General features: G+C 70.5%; 15 protein-coding genes. 6 read left to right on the plus strand and 9 right to left on the minus strand.

Translation table 11 applies throughout. The features are described from left to right. Positions 1-151: 151 nt before the first annotated feature. The 9 genes from ACFFRH_RS21610 to ACFFRH_RS21650 all read right to left on the minus strand — a co-directional run bounded on the left by ACFFRH_RS21610 (position 152) and on the right by ACFFRH_RS21650 (position 11,047). A complete protein-coding gene (locus ACFFRH_RS21610) occupies positions 152-3,052 on the minus strand; it encodes a CDP-glycerol glycerophosphotransferase family protein (protein WP_344750129.1) in 2,901 nt (966 codons plus the stop codon). Positions 3,053-3,198: 146 nt separating this feature from the next. Then, on the minus strand, positions 3,199-3,507 hold the full coding sequence (locus ACFFRH_RS21615; protein ID WP_344750130.1) for an MGMT family protein: 309 nt from the start codon (positions 3,505-3,507) through the stop codon (positions 3,199-3,201). Beyond that, complete coding sequence (locus ACFFRH_RS21620) at positions 3,495-3,863, minus strand: hypothetical protein (RefSeq protein WP_362837020.1); 369 nt, start codon at positions 3,861-3,863, stop codon at positions 3,495-3,497. The genes ACFFRH_RS21615 and ACFFRH_RS21620 overlap by 13 nt, the downstream gene beginning before the upstream one ends. A 111-nt stretch (positions 3,864-3,974) precedes the next feature. Continuing rightward, on the minus strand, positions 3,975-5,396 hold the full coding sequence (locus ACFFRH_RS21625) for a S8 family peptidase (protein ID WP_344750132.1): 1,422 nt from the start codon (positions 5,394-5,396) through the stop codon (positions 3,975-3,977). After that, positions 5,390-6,358 carry a hypothetical protein gene (locus ACFFRH_RS21630; RefSeq protein ID WP_386159046.1) on the minus strand — a complete coding sequence of 323 codons (969 nt, stop codon included), beginning with the start codon at positions 6,356-6,358 and terminating at the stop codon, positions 5,390-5,392. The genes ACFFRH_RS21625 and ACFFRH_RS21630 overlap by 7 nt, the downstream gene beginning before the upstream one ends. A 194-nt stretch (positions 6,359-6,552) precedes the next feature. Continuing rightward, the gene (locus ACFFRH_RS21635; protein ID WP_386159049.1) at positions 6,553-7,968 is read right to left on the minus strand and encodes a S8 family serine peptidase; all 1,416 of its coding nucleotides are present in this window, start codon (positions 7,966-7,968) and stop codon (positions 6,553-6,555) included. After that, complete coding sequence (locus ACFFRH_RS21640) at positions 7,962-8,696, minus strand: hypothetical protein (protein ID WP_386159052.1); 735 nt, start codon at positions 8,694-8,696, stop codon at positions 7,962-7,964. Before ACFFRH_RS21640 ends, ACFFRH_RS21635 begins: the two co-directional genes overlap by 7 nt. 183 nt (positions 8,697-8,879) lie before the next feature. Beyond that, on the minus strand, positions 8,880-10,061 hold the full coding sequence (gene moeZ / locus ACFFRH_RS21645; RefSeq protein WP_386159055.1) for an adenylyltransferase/sulfurtransferase MoeZ: 1,182 nt from the start codon (positions 10,059-10,061) through the stop codon (positions 8,880-8,882). Between the two features lie 77 nt (positions 10,062-10,138). Next, entirely contained in the window at positions 10,139-11,047 is a 909-nt protein-coding gene (locus ACFFRH_RS21650; RefSeq protein WP_344744981.1) for an alpha/beta fold hydrolase, read from the minus strand. A 448-nt stretch (positions 11,048-11,495) separates the two neighbouring features. Between ACFFRH_RS21650 and ACFFRH_RS21655 the strand changes: the two genes are divergently transcribed. The 6 genes from ACFFRH_RS21655 (at position 11,496) to ACFFRH_RS21680 (ending at position 16,056) form a co-directional block, all read left to right on the plus strand. After that, on the plus strand, positions 11,496-11,825 hold the full coding sequence (locus tag ACFFRH_RS21655; RefSeq protein ID WP_344744979.1) for a hypothetical protein: 330 nt from the start codon (positions 11,496-11,498) through the stop codon (positions 11,823-11,825). Between the two features lie 667 nt (positions 11,826-12,492). Continuing rightward, complete coding sequence (locus ACFFRH_RS21660; protein ID WP_344744977.1) at positions 12,493-12,813, plus strand: hypothetical protein; 321 nt, start codon at positions 12,493-12,495, stop codon at positions 12,811-12,813. A 724-nt stretch (positions 12,814-13,537) separates the two neighbouring features. Continuing rightward, positions 13,538-13,891: a hypothetical protein gene (locus ACFFRH_RS21665; protein WP_344744975.1), complete on the plus strand. Its 354-nt coding sequence runs from the start codon at positions 13,538-13,540 to the stop codon at positions 13,889-13,891. A gap of 665 nt (positions 13,892-14,556) precedes the next feature. Continuing rightward, the gene (locus tag ACFFRH_RS21670; RefSeq protein ID WP_386159060.1) at positions 14,557-14,853 is read left to right on the plus strand and encodes a hypothetical protein; all 297 of its coding nucleotides are present in this window, start codon (positions 14,557-14,559) and stop codon (positions 14,851-14,853) included. A 60-nt stretch (positions 14,854-14,913) separates the two neighbouring features. Next, positions 14,914-15,558: a TetR/AcrR family transcriptional regulator gene (locus tag ACFFRH_RS21675; RefSeq protein ID WP_344744971.1), complete on the plus strand. Its 645-nt coding sequence runs from the start codon at positions 14,914-14,916 to the stop codon at positions 15,556-15,558. 267 nt (positions 15,559-15,825) lie between these two features. After that, positions 15,826-16,056 carry a DUF3107 domain-containing protein gene (locus ACFFRH_RS21680; protein ID WP_344744969.1) on the plus strand — a complete coding sequence of 77 codons (231 nt, stop codon included), beginning with the start codon at positions 15,826-15,828 and terminating at the stop codon, positions 16,054-16,056. Positions 16,057-16,181 lie beyond the last annotated feature (125 nt).

Genomic DNA, 16,181 nt, shown 5'->3' on the forward strand with positions numbered 1-16,181 from the left:
GGGCGGTTTCCGGAGGATCCGGCGGCCGGAGCGGCGCGCGGACCTGCGCGGGAACCTCCGGCCCTCGGGCAACGAGCCCGGAGACGGCTCCGGGGGCCGTTTCGGGAAACGGCCCCCGGAGGGTCGATCGAATTGGACCGGCGCGGGAGGGTCAGGCCGGGAAGACGTGGTCGACGAGCCTCGCCGTCGCCTTGCCGTCGTCGCGAGGGGCGTAGGTGCGCTGGAAGAGGTCGTACTTCTCGGCGTGGGCGGCGACCACCTCGTCGATCGACCGCAGGGCCTTGATGACCTCCGCCCCGGTGGACAGCAGCGGGCCGGGGGCCTCGGCGGCCAGGTCGAGGTAGATGCCCCGCTTGGACGAGTAGCGCTGCAGGTCGTGGGTGAAGAAGAGCATCGGCCTGCCGGTCGCCGCGAAGTCGAACATGACCGACGAGTAGTCCGTGATCAACACGTCCGTGATCAACAACAGATCCGTGATATCCGGATATGTCGTGACGTCACGCCCGAGACCGGCGCGCACGTTCGGCGCCGCCTGCATCGAGTGCCCCCGGATCAGGAACTCGTGGCCGGGACCGAGCACCCGGTGCGCCTCGGCCAGGTCCAGGCGGATCGAGGCGTTCTTGCGGTCGTAGTCGCGGTAGGTCGGCGCGTAGAGCACCACCTTGGCGTCCGCGGCGATGCCGAGCCGCTCGCGCACCGCCGCGGCCAGCTCGTCGCGGTCGGGGGCGACGAGCACGTCGTTGCGCGGGTATCCGCTCTCCAGGACCTCGCCCTGGTAGCCGAACGCCTTGCGCAGCACGCGGGTCGCCCAGGGGCTCTGGGAGACCAGCAGGTCCCAGCCGCGCACCTCGACGGCCTGCCGGTGCCAGGCCGGCGGCCTGGGGTCGCGGGACATGTGCGGCAGGTCGTTGCCCAGGCGCTTGACCGGGGTGCCGTGCCAGGTCTGCACGACGACCTGGTCCTCACGGGAGCGGAACCACGGCGGCAGGAAGCCGTTGGTGACCACGTAGCGCGAGCGGGCCAGCGCCGCGTAGTGCTCGCGGCTGCCCGCGCGCACCACGGTCGGCCCGGCGCCCGTGCCGAAACCGAGCCTGTCCGGCCCCGGAGGCACGAACGCGCCGTCCTTGACCACCCAGATCTGCTCGCCGGCGTCACCGCGCCGCACCCGCTCCTCGTAGACCGCGCGGACGCTGCCCTCGTACTGCCGCCCGTCGTAGGCGACGTAGACGGTCGCGTCGTTCAGCTCGCGGGTCCGCTCGGCGGGGTAGAAGTGCCGGCGCAGGGCGAACAGGCCGCCCGCGCCCTTCTCGTCGTCGGGGAGGTGCTCGGCGACGGACAGCACCGGGATGTCGAAGCGGGTGGAGATCAGGCGGTACTCGCGGCCGTCGAGGATCTTCGTGTCCTCGTCCAGCCCGTCGAGGATGGCGTGGTCGACGCGGAACGGGACGATCTGCCCGGCCGCGTCGCGGACCGCCATGCTCCAGGTGCCGCTGCCCAGCGGGGCCGTGTCGCCGAAGCGGGGCATCGCGGCGGGCGCGACCCTGACGGTGAAGCGGGAGCCGTCGCGCTCCAAGGGGACGGCCTGGATCAGGCCGGTGCGGTGCTTGAGGGTGAGCGCGGCCTCGCCGGAGCCAGGGTAGGAGCCCTCCAGCGTGAGCACGCCCCGCTCGTCCCAGGTCGCCGCGTCGATGACCGGGCGGATCCGGTGCGCGGAGACGCTCACGCGGTCGCGCCGGTCGCGCAGCACGGTGATCTCCCGGTCGCCGACGACCGTGCGGCTCTCCCGGGCCTTGCCGATCATGACGGAGGCCGCGGGGTCGCCCTTGGGCTCGATCCAGAGCCGGCCGCCGTCGCGTTCCTGCAGCAGGGACGCCGTCGCGAGTGGTACGACGACGGTGGTGCCGCCCTCGACGGGGGTGAAGTCGGCGGCGATCCGGTGGCCGTCCAGGCGGGCCTGTCCCCTGGTCACGCCCTTGCCCGGCAGGAAGACCTCGACCTCCAGGCGCTCGCCGTCCAGCCGCACTCCGGCGAGTTCGGCCCGGGTGGGCTGCAGCACGATCTGGAGGGCGCGGTCGGAGGTCCAGACGGGACGGATCCACCAGCCCTTGCCGAGGTCCAGCCCCGCCGGGCGCTCGGTGCGGCCGGTGGAGGGACCGCGCAGGAGGCCGCCGGCGCGGGCGCCCCGGCTCCAGATCACGATCTCGGTACGCCAGGTGGTGGTGTCCTGCACGGTCGCGCGGCGGCGCAGCAGCCGCTTGCCCCCGCGCACCACGGCCCGTACGGCCGACCGCCAGCGCAGCGGCCACGGGCTCATCTCGGCGGTGAAGCCGGACCAGTCGTAGTTGCAGCCCGCCTCCTCCGCGCCGTGGGTCGCCTCGGGGTGGAAGACCCTGCGGGTGCGGAGCCGCACCGGCGGCAGCCAGCGCGGGCCGCGCAGCACCACGCCGGCCCGGTTGAAGCGGCGGCTGCGCACGGACAGCCCGGCCAGGTAGGCGTGGCCGCTGATGTGCAGCCGCCCGCCCGACCAGGAGATGTCCTCGATCTGGGTCACCGGGATGAGGTCGGCCGCCCGCAGCCGGTACAGGGACTCGGGCAGCTCGTCCTGGAGCGGCAGGTCGGCGTACCAGCGCAGGCTCTTGCGGACCCGCCTGGACGGCTCCGCCGCGGCGGTCACGAGCTTCTGCAGCGCGTCGCCCTCGGCGAGGTCGTCGATCCCCCGATGCTCGATCAGGTGGAAGGCGATCCTGCGGGCGACCGGCAGGTCGCGCTTGACCTTCGCGTCGACCCCGGTCACGTACGGCTTCAGGAGCGTGACGAACTCGCGGCGCCTGGCGGCGCCCCGCTTGGCCGCGATCTCCAGCCGGGACCCCAGGGGGCCGGCCAGCGCGTCGGCGTCGAAACGGCGGCGCTCAGCCGGTTTCAGCCCGTCGGCCAGCACCGCCGCCATGATCGAGTCGAGGGGTTCTCCCCGGTCGCAGAGATCCTGGACAACCCGCAGACGATCAGCGACGGGGTCGCCGCTGGAGCGCGCGGGAGTGGCACCGGTGGCCATGGGGAAAGCACCGCCTTTCGGACAGAGCGCTGTCCTAGGCCATGTTAGTGCGCCACAGCGGGGCCAGTTACGCCGTGATTTACGGGCTTGCGGGATTTACAGGCATTTGTAATCTAGCGGGATTCCGGCTCCGTCCCGTCGTACGATTACGGGTTCCCGTCCCATCTGGCCGCCCGCATGTCGGCGCGGGTGCCCCTCAGCGGGGTCCGCTCCTCACGCCAGCTCGCCAGGCACCGCTGCTCGTGGCCGGGCGGCGGGGTGCCGTCGGCGTGCACGACGCGCCACCAGGGCACGCCCCCGCCCCAGGTGGACATCACCCGGCCGACCTGGCGCGGGCCCCCTTCTCCGAGATACTCGGCGATGTCGCCGTAGGACATCACCATCCCGGGCGGGATGCTCTCGACCAGGTCGAGCACCCGCTCGGCGTAGGGGGTGGGGTGGCCTACTGACTCCATACGGTCGGTCCGGCGGAGAGGATCTCGTCGAGCTTGCCGAACTCGTAGGCCGCCGAGCCGTTCAGCTGCTCGACCAGGCCGCCGCGGATCGCGTAGGACTCGCCGTCCTCGCCCACCAGCCGCGCTCCCAGCAGGGCGGACACGCGCGCCAACTGGGCCACCTGCCAGTCGGATCCGGGCGTGCCGGAAAGGCCGCCGTTCCATACCGCGATGGCATGGACCGCGCCGTTGTGGCGGGCCAGGATCTCCCCCGACTCCTGCGAGCCCCTGAACTCGAACCCCGCCTGCCCCAGCACAGTCGCGAGTTCCGCGAAGGCGAGAGGCGCAGGGCGCTCCACGCGCAACTCGTACCCCATAACGCGCGAGACTAGCGAACGTTCCAGGTTTTCCGGAGCGTGAATCCAGACATCCGGGCTACCGCATCCGAACGGTGTCCAAAACGCGTTCGAATCGCAGTCGAATTACGGTTACCTTCGCGATCTGCCGCGCCGGATCGGTTCGAAGGCCGCCGTCATCGGCCCTTCTCTGCCGGAGTGCCGGTTGAGCATCGCCACGGCCCCCGCGAACGCCAGCAGGCCGCCCGCGAGGCCCACGCCGTACAGCCAGAGGCGAACGGGCTCGGGGCCCGGCCTGCTGGGCTCGGTGGGCAGACTGCCGTCGCCGAAGCGCTTGCCCTCGGGCACCGGGACCGCCGCCGTACCGGTCACCAGCCGGCCCGCCTTGGCCAGGGCGGCCGCGGCGTCGACGACACCGAACCCGATGTGGTCGTCGTATCCGTTGGCGGGACCCGCCGTCGCCGTCGAGGTCAAAGCCTGCGACACCATTTGAGGCGATATATTCGGATATTTTGCTTTTATGAGGGCGGCGACCCCGGCCACCAGCGCGGTCGCCGAGCTGGTCCCCTCCGAGGACCCGTACTTCCCGCCGGGAACGACCACCGGCACGTCGACGCCCGGCGCCGAGACCAGGACCGACAGGTTGTCGCTGCTGAACGCCGCCGGCCTGCCCAGGTCGTCCACCGCGCCCACCCCGATGACCCCGGAGTATCCGGCGGGGAAGTTCCAGAAGGAGGTGGCGTTGTCCATGGCGTACTGGGAGTCCCCGTCGTTGCCCACGGCGGCGACGAGCACCACGCCCCTGGACAGCGCGTAGGAGACCGCCTCGCGCTCACTCCGGTGCGGCCCGTAGGCGCCCAGCGACATGCTGACGACCTTGGCCCCGTGGTCGGCGGCGTAGCGGATCGCGCGGGCCAGGGGGCTGTCGCCGCGCGAGCGCAGGTCCTCCTCGGGCAGGGCGGTCCCGTCCTCCGGCCGCTCCTCGACGATCAGCGGCAGCGAGAGGATCCTGGCCTCGGGCGCGACGCCGAGAAGGCCCCCCTCCCCCTTGCCCGCCCCGGCGATGAGCGAGGCCATCGCGGTGCCGTGCCGCCCGGCGTCCGGCATGTCCCTGTCGAAGTTGATCGACCCCATGTCCGGCCCGGAGATCACCCTCCCCCGCAGCTCGGCGACCTGGTCGTCCACCCCGCTGTCGACGAGCGCCACGATGACGCCCGATCCCTTGGTGACCTTCCACGCCTTCTCGGCGTTGAGCATCTCCAGCACCCAGCGCTGGTCCTCGCGGACGTCGGCGGCCCCCTCGGGGGGCGCCGACTCGGGGGGCGCCGACTCTGGCGGGGCGGGCTCAGGGGGCGCGGACTCCGACGGCGCCGGCTCGGGCGGCGTGGTCGACACGGTCGACACAGGCGACACGGGTGGCGTGGACGACACAGGCGACACGGGTGACGCCCCGGTGAGCGCCGAGGTGGCCGTCGCCGGGGCGGCGACCGGGACCGGGCCCGCCACCGAGAGCGCGACCAGCGCGCCCGCCGCCCACAAGCGCCGCCTCAGCACACGTTCCCCTGGGTGCACTGGGGCACGGCGCTGGGCTCGTCGCCGAGGGCGCGGGCGATGCGCCCGGCGACCGCCTGGGCCGTGGGCCACAGCTCGCTGTGCAGGATCTCCTCGGGGGCGACCGCCTGCCGGGTGCGGCCGTCGGTGTAGCCGGCGGTGGAGAAGACGATGTAGGGACCGACGCCCACCCAGGCGTTGCGCTGTCGTTGCGCGGCCCCGAAGAGCTCGGTCGCCGTGCCGGGGAAGGCCACGGGGCGCACCCCGACCCGGTCGTCCACCGCCAGTTGCGCGGAGGCGGCGATCCGCCGCTCCTCGTCGTCGAGCACCGCGATGCCCACGGTGAAGGCGAACGAGGACGTCTGGTCGACGTAGGTGGCCCGCAGCAGGGTGCGGCAGCCGTACTGGGAGAGCACCGACCCCACCGGCGCGTCCGTGCCCGCCGCGCAGGCCACCTCGGGGGCGAGACCGACCCTGTGGGCGTACTGCTGGACCCTGCCGAGGCCGATGTACTGCAGCTCGACGGGAAAGATCAGGTCGGCGGTCCAGGTGTGCCAGCGCCTGGCGATGTCGTCCTGGATGTAGCGGGCCTGCTCGGCGGCGGTCAGCGGGCGCGAGCTCGTCTCGCGCACCAGCCCGACCGTGCCGGTCAGCACGTTGGTGGCGGCGATGGCGAGGATCGTGCCCATCAGGATCAGGAAGATCGTGCGGAAGCGGATGCCCTGCTCCAGGGTCGCCAGCTCGGCGCGCCTGATCGCCGCGCGGTCGCGGCCCGCCGCCGGCCAGGTCCGCACGCGGGACCGCCTGGCGGAGGCGCCGGGCACGGGCGCCCGGCGGACCCGGCCGCTTCCGGCGCCGCCGATGCCGCCCACCCGGGAACCTGACGGCGGCCAGCCACCGCGGGCGCGGGGGGCGGGGGTTCCCAGAGGCCGTTCCGGCTCCTGGGACCGCCCTTGCTGCGACATACTCCGATGCTACGTCGAAGGGCTCCTCCGCCCTATCGGCGGCGGGTATTTTCGCGGCACTCTCCGTGACCGGGCCCCGCGGGGCGCCCGGAGGGCGGAGTCCGCCCGGCGAGGCCGCGCCCGATCCGGCCCGGCCCGGTCCGGCCCGATCCCCGGGCGCCGCCCGAAGGAGCCCGCCCGGCGACGCCGGGCGCTCACGGCCAGGGGTTCGTGTACGGGTCCCGCGCGGGGTCCTCGAAGGCGCCCCGCGAGCGGGTACGGCCGACGAACACGGCGAGCGCGATCAGGGAGACGACCGCGCCGAGCCCGGCGGCCACGGCCACGCCGCCGTACAGGGTGATCCGGTCCCGGTCGCGGTGGACGAGCCGGACCGGCTCGGCCGCGAGGCCCAGTGGGCGGGCGGGGTCATGCCCCTTGGCACCCCCGGCGCCCTCGGCGGTGAGGGTGTGCCGGGAGATCCTCGCGGCGGCGGCGAGGGCCCGGGTCGCGTTGACGACGCCGAAGCCCGTACCGGTGTCGTAGCCGCCGGTGGGCCGCCGGGTGGCTCCCTCGGTGATCGCCTGCACGACCAACACGGGCGACATTTTCGGATATTTGGCCTTAATGAGGGCTGCAACTCCCGACACCAGGGCGGTCGCCTGGGAAGTGCCCCGGCCGACCCAGTACTCGTCCCCCGGACCGGCGCCGAGGATGTCCACCCCCGGCGCGGCCACCAGGACCGAGGGGTTCCGGTTGGAGAACGAGGCCCGGCGCAGCCCGCGGTCCGTCGCGGCGACCGAGACCACCCCCGGGAAGGCCGCCGGGTAGGAGTAGGGGGCGTTGCCACTGGCGTCGGGCTCCTCGGCGCCCTCGTTGCCCGCCGCCGCGACGAGCACCACCCCCTTGGAGATCGCGTAGCGGATCGCCGACCGCTCCTCCCTGGTCGCCAGCTCCTTGGAGATCGACATGTTGATCACGTCGGCGCCCCGGTCCACCGCGTGCCTGATGCCCCTGGCCACCACGTTCTCGTAGCGCTCGGCGGTGTTGAACTCCCGGAAGCCCGGCTCCTCGTCCTCCAGGATGACCCGTACCGACAGCACCCTCGCGCGGGGCGCGACGCCGATCACCCCGTCGGCCCCGCCGGGCCCGTGCCCGTGCCCGGCGATCAGCGACGCCATGTACGTGCCGTGCAGCCTCAGGGGGCTCACCCCCGGCGGGTTGGCCCCGGCCGTGAAGTCCCGGCCCTCGGTCACCGAGCCGGCCAGGTCGCGGTGGTCGCGGTCCACCCCGGAGTCGAGCACGGCCACGGTCACGCCCCGGCCCTCGGAGATCCGCCAGGCGGCGGGCAGGTCGAGGGTCCGCAGCACCTCCCGCTGGCTGTCCCTGACGTCGTCGGCCCGCGCGGCCGGGAGCGGGGCCAGGATCACCGGCACCGCCACCGCCGCCAGCATCACCGGCACCGTCCGCCTCACCGCGTTCCGCAGCGTCCTCAGCGTCCTCAGCGTCCTCAGCGTCCTCGGCGTCCTCGGCGTCCTCGGCTCCCCCGAAGCCCTCGGCGTCGCCCGGCCCCCCGGCCTCTCCTTCGCGGGCGGTCCGGTGGCGGCGGGGAGACGCCCCGGTGTGGTCAGCATCGCCACTCCGTGGAGACGCAGTCGGGGCGGGCGGGCATGGACAGGTCGGCGAGGATGTGATCGGCGATGTCCCCGGTGAACGCGAACAGGGTCGGCCGCTGCGCGCCGACCGCCCTGGCGGGCCGGCCGTCGGTCTGGCCGACCGTGGCCATCACCACGTACGGGCCCGCCTGCCGGACGAGGCCCGCCTGGCGCCCGGCGGAGACGAACCGGTCGGTGACGGTGCCGCGGAAGGCGAGCGCCCTCAGGCCGGGCGAGGGACCGCCGCCCCTGGGCAGCGCCGCCTTGGCCCTGGTGGCGCCGAGCTCGTCCGCGAAGGCCGCGACGCCGACGGTGACCACGATCCCCTGGAGCGCGTCGATGTAGGTGGCCCGCAGGACGCCCAGGCAGCCCGCCCGCCGCAGCGCCTTGCGCAACCCGGCGTCGACAGCGCCGTCACAGCGGGTCTCCGGTGAGATGCCCACCCGGCGGGCCTTCTCCTCGCCGCCCTGCTCCGCGGCGTAGGGGACGGTCTCGGGGAAGACGCGCCCGGCGGGCCAGGCCTGCCAGCGCCTCGCCACCTCGTCGAGGGCGGCCCGGTCGAGCTCCGCCTGGGTCGGCCCCCGGGTGAGCTCCGTCGCCGCGGCGCTGCTCGCCACCCCGGCCACGATCGCGCAGAGCAGCGTGAGGGCGGAGGCCACGACCAGCGTCGGCCATGAACGCCGCCGCTGACGTGGGACTTCGTTCACGCCCCCGACCTTAATGCGGTGCGGCGGGTGTCATCCGCCGTTCCGTCCAGATCCGTCAGTGTGGAGAGCATTCGGTGACCTCGGCGGAACCCCGGCGGACCCTTCAGTACGGCGGGCGCCCCGTGGAGCGGGTGCTCCACGGGGCGCGGGGCCTTCAGCCCCTCGGACCCTTCGGTCAGGCCCTCAGTAGGCGGGCAGGCTCGGGTCGACCGTCTTGATCCAGCTGAGCACGCCGCCGCCCACGTGGACGGCGTCGGAGAAGCCGGCGCTCTTGACGACCGCGAGGACCTCGGCGGAGCGGGCACCGGACTTGCAGTGCAGGACGATCTTCTTGTCCTGCGGAAGCCCCTCCAGCGCGGAGCCGTTGAGGAACTCGCCCTTGGGGATGAGCACGGCGCCGGGGATGGAGACGATCTCGTACTCGTTCGGCTCGCGGACGTCGATCACGTAGATGTTCTCGCCCTTGTCCTGCCAGGACTTGAGCTCGGCGGCGGTGATCGTGGATCCGGAGGCGGCCTCCTGGGCCTCCTCGGAGACCGCGCCGCAGAACGCCTCGTAGTCGTCGAGCAGCTGGGTGACCGTCGGGTTCTTGCCGCAGAGCACGCACTCGGGGTCCCTGCGGACCTTGACCGAGCGGTAGTTCATCTCCAGGGCGTCGTAGATCATCAGACGGCCGACCAGCGGCTCGCCGATGCCCGCGAGGAGCTTGATGGCCTCGTTGACCTGGATGGAGCCGATCGACGCGCACAGCACGCCGAGCACGCCGCCCTCGGCGCACGAGGGCACCATGCCGGGCGGCGGGGGCTCGGGGTAGAGGCAGCGGTAGCAGGGGCCGTGCTCGGCCCAGAAGACGCTGGCCTGGCCGTCGAAGCGGTAGATCGATCCCCAGACGTACGGCTTGCCGAGGAGGACGGCCGCGTCGTTGACCATGTAGCGGGTGGCGAAGTTGTCGGTGCCGTCCACGATCAGGTCGTAGGCGGCGAAGATCTCCATCACGTTGTCGGTGGTGAGCGCCTCGTTGTGGACGACCACCTTGACCAGCGGGTTGATCTCCTTGACGCTGTCGGCGGCGCTCTCCGCCTTGGGGCGGCCGACGTCGGACTGGCCGTGGATGACCTGCCGCTGCAGGTTGGACTCGTCGACCACGTCGAAGTCGATGACGCCGAGCGTTCCCACTCCCGCGGCCGCGAGGTAGAGCAGCGCGGGGGAACCCAGGCCTCCGGCGCCCACACACAGCACCTTGGCGTTCTTCAGGCGCTTCTGCCCGGCCATGCCGACGTCCGGGATGATCAGGTGGCGCGAGTAACGGCGCACCTCGTCGACGGTCAGCTCGGCTGCCGGCTCTACCAGCGGTGGCAACGACACAGTTCTGCTCCCGTTTCAGGGGTCCTTGATGCGGCTGGCGCAGCACGCTCCACTCACAACCTAACCCGGGGCCCCCGTCATTCCCCAACCGGCGCGAGGACCGTCTCGGCGATCAGGAGCCCGGCCTCGCGGGCCACCCGCTCGGGGAACTCCATCTGGGCCACGTGCCCGGCGTCGGGCAGCAGCATCAGCCGCACACGGGGGAACGTCCGGACCGCGCGGGCGGCCATCCGGGGGTTGACGAGGCGGTCGTGGCGGCCGTGGATGACCAGCGTGGGCGCGGTCACCATGGCCGCCTGCCGCCACAGGTTCGTCTCTCCGCGCCTGAAGTACTCGGCGACGATGCCGCGCGCCGAGTTGATCAGAGCCTCCGCCGCGTACGGCAGGCCGTCCCTGCGGCGCAGCTCGTCGGCCGCCTCCCTGAGCCGGTCCGGGTGGATCCGCCCCACGTCGGCGTAGCACATGGCGAGCGTGGCGCCCAGCCTGCGCTCGGCGGGCACGAGGGTGAGCCGGCTCGCGGCCCACTCGCCGATGTGGGGCACGGTGGACAGCGCCACCCGCGCCGGGCCGTATCGGGGCAGGAGGTCGGGCAGGGCCGGTGAGATCAGGGTCAGCGAGCGGACCAGGTCGGGGCGGGTGGCGGCGACCCGCACCGAGACGGCGCCGCCCAGGGAGTTGCCGAACAGGTGCACGGGTGTGCCGGAGACCCGCTCGATCAGGGCGGTGACGGTCCTGGCGTGGGCGTCGACGGAGTAGTCGGCGTCCGGCGGCGCGGGCGAGTATCCGGCGCCGGGCAGGTCGAGGGCGTGCCCCGTCACCACTCCGGACAGCTCGCTCATCAGGTCGGTCCAGTTGGTCGCGGAGCCGGCGAGACCGTGCACGTATACGGCGGTCTCGGCGGGGCCACGGGGTGTCGAGCGCACGTGGACCCGCTGTTCGCCGAGGTCGATCGTCTCACCCGGCCAGTGCGGGATCGGGTTGTTCACCACTCGCCTCCTGTCGTTCCACTGCCCTTCCACGATAGTTCGGTCCGCGACATGCCAGGAGACAGCCTCCCGTTACCACGAAAGACGCATAACGCCTTTTTCGCCAGATGTCTTTTATTGCACGATTTATCATCATTAATTCGACAGCATTCCACCCGCGGCCGCGACAGGCGAGGGGAACGCCGGCGACCGGGCCCCACCTCGCACCTCACCGCCAAAGAACAAAGCAGACATTAGAGACATTTCCTTTCAAAACTACTAATAAGAGTCCAACATATGTCATAAATAGATAAGAGTAGCGCAAAGCCCTTCGATTCCTGTTTCTAGGCAGACATGGGCGGAAATCATGACAAGCAGGGATGGCTCATAGCCAGCCATCTTTGGCAATTCCGATTTATGCGGAAAACGTCAGAAATCGGGGTAACCGATCATTTCAAGGGGGAAACGCATGCCCAAGTTCAAGAGTGTCCTCGCAGGGCTCGCGATCAGCACGGCGCTGACCGGCGGAGTCGTCGGCCTGGGTGCGGCGACCACCGCCACGAGCGCCGGAGCGATGACCACCACGGTCACCGCCGCCGCCTTCCCGACCTGCGGCGGCGGCTGCGGCTGGCGTCGCGGCTGCGGCCGCTGCTGCGGCGGCGGCTGGCGTCACCACCGGCGTCACCACCGCATCAAGGTGATCATCAACAACCACAACAACAACCAGAACTCCCTGCGCAACGAAAACCGCAGCGGCCTCCTCCGGCCTCTCACCCTCGGTGCCGACGACGACGAGTAGACAGCAGTCGGGGTCGCGATACCCGAAGGGGACGCGGCACCGCCGGAGGACGGAATCACTCACGGCCCGATCCGCGATTTCCCGTGGCGTCGAGACCGTGACGGAGAGACAGGACCCCGCGTTCGCCGCGGCCGTGCTTCTCACCCAGAGGAACGGGCCAAACCGCGACGGCGGAAACTTGGGGATAGATTCCTAAGCCCTGACTCTCACCACAGTGCGAGTTCTCATCTCACAAAGTGACAGCGAGGCCCCGCGGTTTTCGGACCGCGGGGCCTTTCGCCTGCCTTCCGCACCCTCCCACACCCCGCCTTTCCCGCCCCCGCCTCACCCTCTTCCACCGAACCACTTCCTCCCTTCCTCGCCTCGGCACCGGCGCGCGAGGCCGTCACCGACCCTTCCCTCGGCACCGCCTCGCACCCTCGCCCCTCTCCCCAAAGAACAAATCCGACATTAAATACATTTCATTTCAAAGCGACCAATAAGCATCCAACATCGACGATAAATAGCTAAGAGGAGCGTAAAAGCCTTCGATCTCCGTTTGTCGGCAGACATGCGAGGAAACCATGACAACCAGGGATGGCTCATCACCGGCCATCCCTGACAATTTCCTATTTATACAGGAAATGTCGAAAACAGGGATACTTAGTCCTTACAAGGGGGAAACGCAATGCCCAAGTTCAAGAGTGTCATGGCAGGGCTCGCGATCAGCACGGCACTGGCCGGCGGAGTCGTCACCATGGGCGCGGCGACCACTGTCATGAGCGCCAACGCGATGACCACCACGGTCACCGCCGCCGCCTTCCCGACCTGCGGTGGCGGCGGCTACGGGCGTCGTTGCTGCTGCGGCGGGGGCAGCTGCCACCGTCACCACAGCCGCAAGCGCTTCAGGCTGATCATCAACAACCACAACAACAACGACAACGAACTGTTCAACGACAACCGTAGCGACCGCATCGTGCCGCTTGTCGGTGCGGACGTCGACGACTAGTCATCCGATCGAGGCCGCACCCCCCGATCGGGGCGCGGCACAACCGGAGGACAAAATCAATCACGGCCCGATCCGCGATTTCCCGTGGCGTCGAGACCGTGACGGAGAGACAGGGCCCTCGCGTTCGCCACCGCCGTGCTCCTCACCCAGAGGAACCGACCGAACAGCGACAGCGGGAACCTGAGGAGAGATCCGCAGGCACCTGACTCTCACCACAGTGCGAGTTTTTCATCTCACGAAGTGGCAGCGAGGTCCCGCGGCTTCCAAACCGCGGGACCTTCGTCCTTTATGCCCCATTTTCGACATATCGCCCCTCGCCAACTCGGCGCCGGGGTACGGCGACGAACCACCCGGGAAAGGATCGCCCCCTCCCCCAAGCGCCCGATCGAGACGGCCGACGCGGAGGTCGCACGGCGACACCCTCCGCGTGCGCGAGCCGCACCGACCTGCCTTCCGGCGACACCGAGCCCCCTCCGTCCCCGAAGAACAAATCCGACATTAAATACATTTCGCTTTAAAGCGACCAATAAGCATCCAACCTCAACGATAAATAGCTAAGAACAGGGTAAAAGCCTTCGATCTCCGTTTGTCAGCAGACATGCGAGGAAACTATGACAACCAGGGATGGCTCATCACCGGCCAACCCTAACCATCTCTGGCAATTCCCGACTCATACGGTAAATGCCAAAAATTGGTAAATCGATCCTTTCAAGGGGGAAACGCAATGCCCGAGTTCAAGAGTGTCCTCGCAGGGCTCGCGATCAGCACGGCATTGGCCGGCGGAGTCGTCGGCCTGGGCGCGGCGACCACCGTCACCAGCGCCAACGCGATGACCACCGCGGTCACCGCCGGCACCTTCACGACCTGGTGGGGCGGCGGCGGCTGCTGCCGTAACCGTGAGTACCGTCGCACTCACCACCGCTTCCGTCTGACGCTCAACAACGACAGCTGCAACCGGAACCGTCTGCACAACAAGACCCGCTCCGACCGCCTCGTGCCTCTCAAGGAGCACGAGCACAAGGAGCACACTCCGCCTGGGCCTCCGCCCGGGCCTCCGGTCGCGGCCGCCGCGTCCTGACCTCTGCTTGACACGGGGCCGGAACACGAGGCCGACAACGGCTGGAATCGCTTTTCACAGCGGCTCCAAAGCCGCGACAGAGAGGTAGGGATCCCGTATTCACCAGGGTCGCGTTCCTTCACGGAGGAACATCGGCCCGGACGGTGAGCACGGAAAGCCGGGGACGAAATCCTCGGGATTCCGACTCTCAACAAAGTGCGAATTCTCATTTCTCACGAATCACAGGCGGGGGCTCCGCGGTTTTCCGACCGCGGAGCCCCCGCCCTGTTGTGTCCACCGTGTTATCTGAATTATCCGACCCGTCCCGACGCCGCCACACGGCCCTCCCCACCACCTCCGCACTCTCCACACCCCACGCCTGTTTTCCGCCTCCTGTTTCCCTGCGGCAACGCTCCTCCCCCATCTCTCGAACGGCACGGCAACCCCCTTGGACGGCTCGGCACCGCTCTCACCGCCGACATCTCCCTCCGCCCCTTCTCCCAGATACCTCGCACACGTTCGCGAAACCTCGTCGACACCGCGGATGGCGCCATGGCCGGACCGATGTCGCGTCTTTCCCGGCGCGCGGCACCCGAGGCCGTACGCTGAGCGATGTCCGACGTTTACAGGAACCGGGGCAGGAGAGGGAGCAGCCGAAGCCCGGATGACGACAGGGGATGTCAGACATGAACGTGCAGGGCGACAGATCACACAGGGAAACGGCCGACGACCTCCCCGAGGAACTCTCCGTCGAGACGCCCGAGGCCGACGCCGCCGAGCAACACCGGCCGGTGCGCGAGGACGGCTCCGACACGCCCACCGACCTCCCGATCGAGGTCGACCCCGCCGACGCCGCCGAGCAGAACCGCGCGGCGCGCGAGGAGGAGCCGGAGTGGCCCGATTCGATCCCCATGGAGGCCGATCCCGCGGACACCTTCGAGCAGCGACGCACCGTCGAGCTCGACGAGGACGATTATCGCTGACCCGGATTACCCACGCGTAGGATGGCCCCAGACGCCAGGAGCTTGACACGAGGAGACCACGTGACCGCTACCCCGGACGCCAAGCCCCGGGGCACCCGGCTGCCCCGGACGGCCCGCCGCCGCCAGCTGCTCAGCGCGGCGCAGGAGGTGTTCGTGGAGAACGGCTACCACGCGGCCGCGATGGACGAGATCGCCGAACGGGCAGGGGTCAGCAAGCCGGTCCTCTACCAGCACTTCCCGGGCAAGCAGGAGCTCTATCTCGCCCTGCTCGACCTGCACGTGGACGACATGATCGCCCGCTGCCGCGACGCCCTCGCCTCCACCACGGACAACAAGCAGCGCGTCCAGGCCGCGATCGGCGCCTTCTTCGACTTCGTCTCCAGCCAGGGCGAGGCGTTCCGGCTGGTGTTCGAGTCGGATCTCCGCAACGTCGCCCCGGTCCGCCAGCGCATGGAGCGCAACCTCCGCGAGAGCGCCGAGATGATCAGCCAGGTCATCCAGGAGGACACCGGCTGCTCCAGCGACGAGGCGCGCCTGCTCGGCGTCGGGCTCGTCGGCATGGCCGAGGTCAGCGCCCGTTACTGGATCAGCAGCAACGGCTCCATTCCCAAGGACGCGGCCACCCAGCTCATCGCCCGCCTGTCGTGGCGCGGCATCTCCGGCTTCCCCCGCACCGTCGCCGACCACCAGGGGACCGACCACTAAGAGGCCGGCTAAGAGGCCGGTCACGCCGACCACCAAGGGATCGGGGGACCGGCCGCCGGGGACCCCGGGCACCACCCGCGCTCCCGGCACCGGCCTCGGGCCGGTTTCCCGCGCCGCCGCCCGCGTCGCGGAATCCTCCGTTACCCCGGCCCTCCGACCCGCCGTTCGCTCGCCGCGATCATCTGTTCGCTTGCCGCGATCAACCGGCGCGTCGCATCCCCGGTGGGGCGACCATGGGACAAGCAACCCTCATCGAAAGGGAGCATGATGGAAATCAAGATCGGCGTACGTTCCGTACACCGTGAACTCGTAGTGGAGACCGACCTCACGGCCGAGCAGCTCGAGGGCGAGATCAGCGCCGCCCTCTCGTCCGGCAGCGGTGTCTTCACCATCACCGACGTCAACGGCCGGAAGATCATCGTCCCGGTCGCCTCACTCGGCTTCATCGAGATCGGCGAGGAGGAGGCGCGTCCCGTCGGCTTCGGCGGCACGCTCTGACGGATTCCGGGCTCGCGCCAGGTCGTCCTTCGCGGCATGGCGCGGTCCGCGGATCCGGGGCGAGCGCGCCCCTCAGCCGCCCGGGCACTCGTCCCGCTCACCGAGCCCGCAGCAGCGCGGGCGTC

The organism is Streptosporangium vulgare, from assembly GCF_042428775.1.
Taxonomy (GTDB): Bacteria; Actinomycetota; Actinomycetes; order Streptosporangiales; family Streptosporangiaceae; genus Streptosporangium; species Streptosporangium vulgare.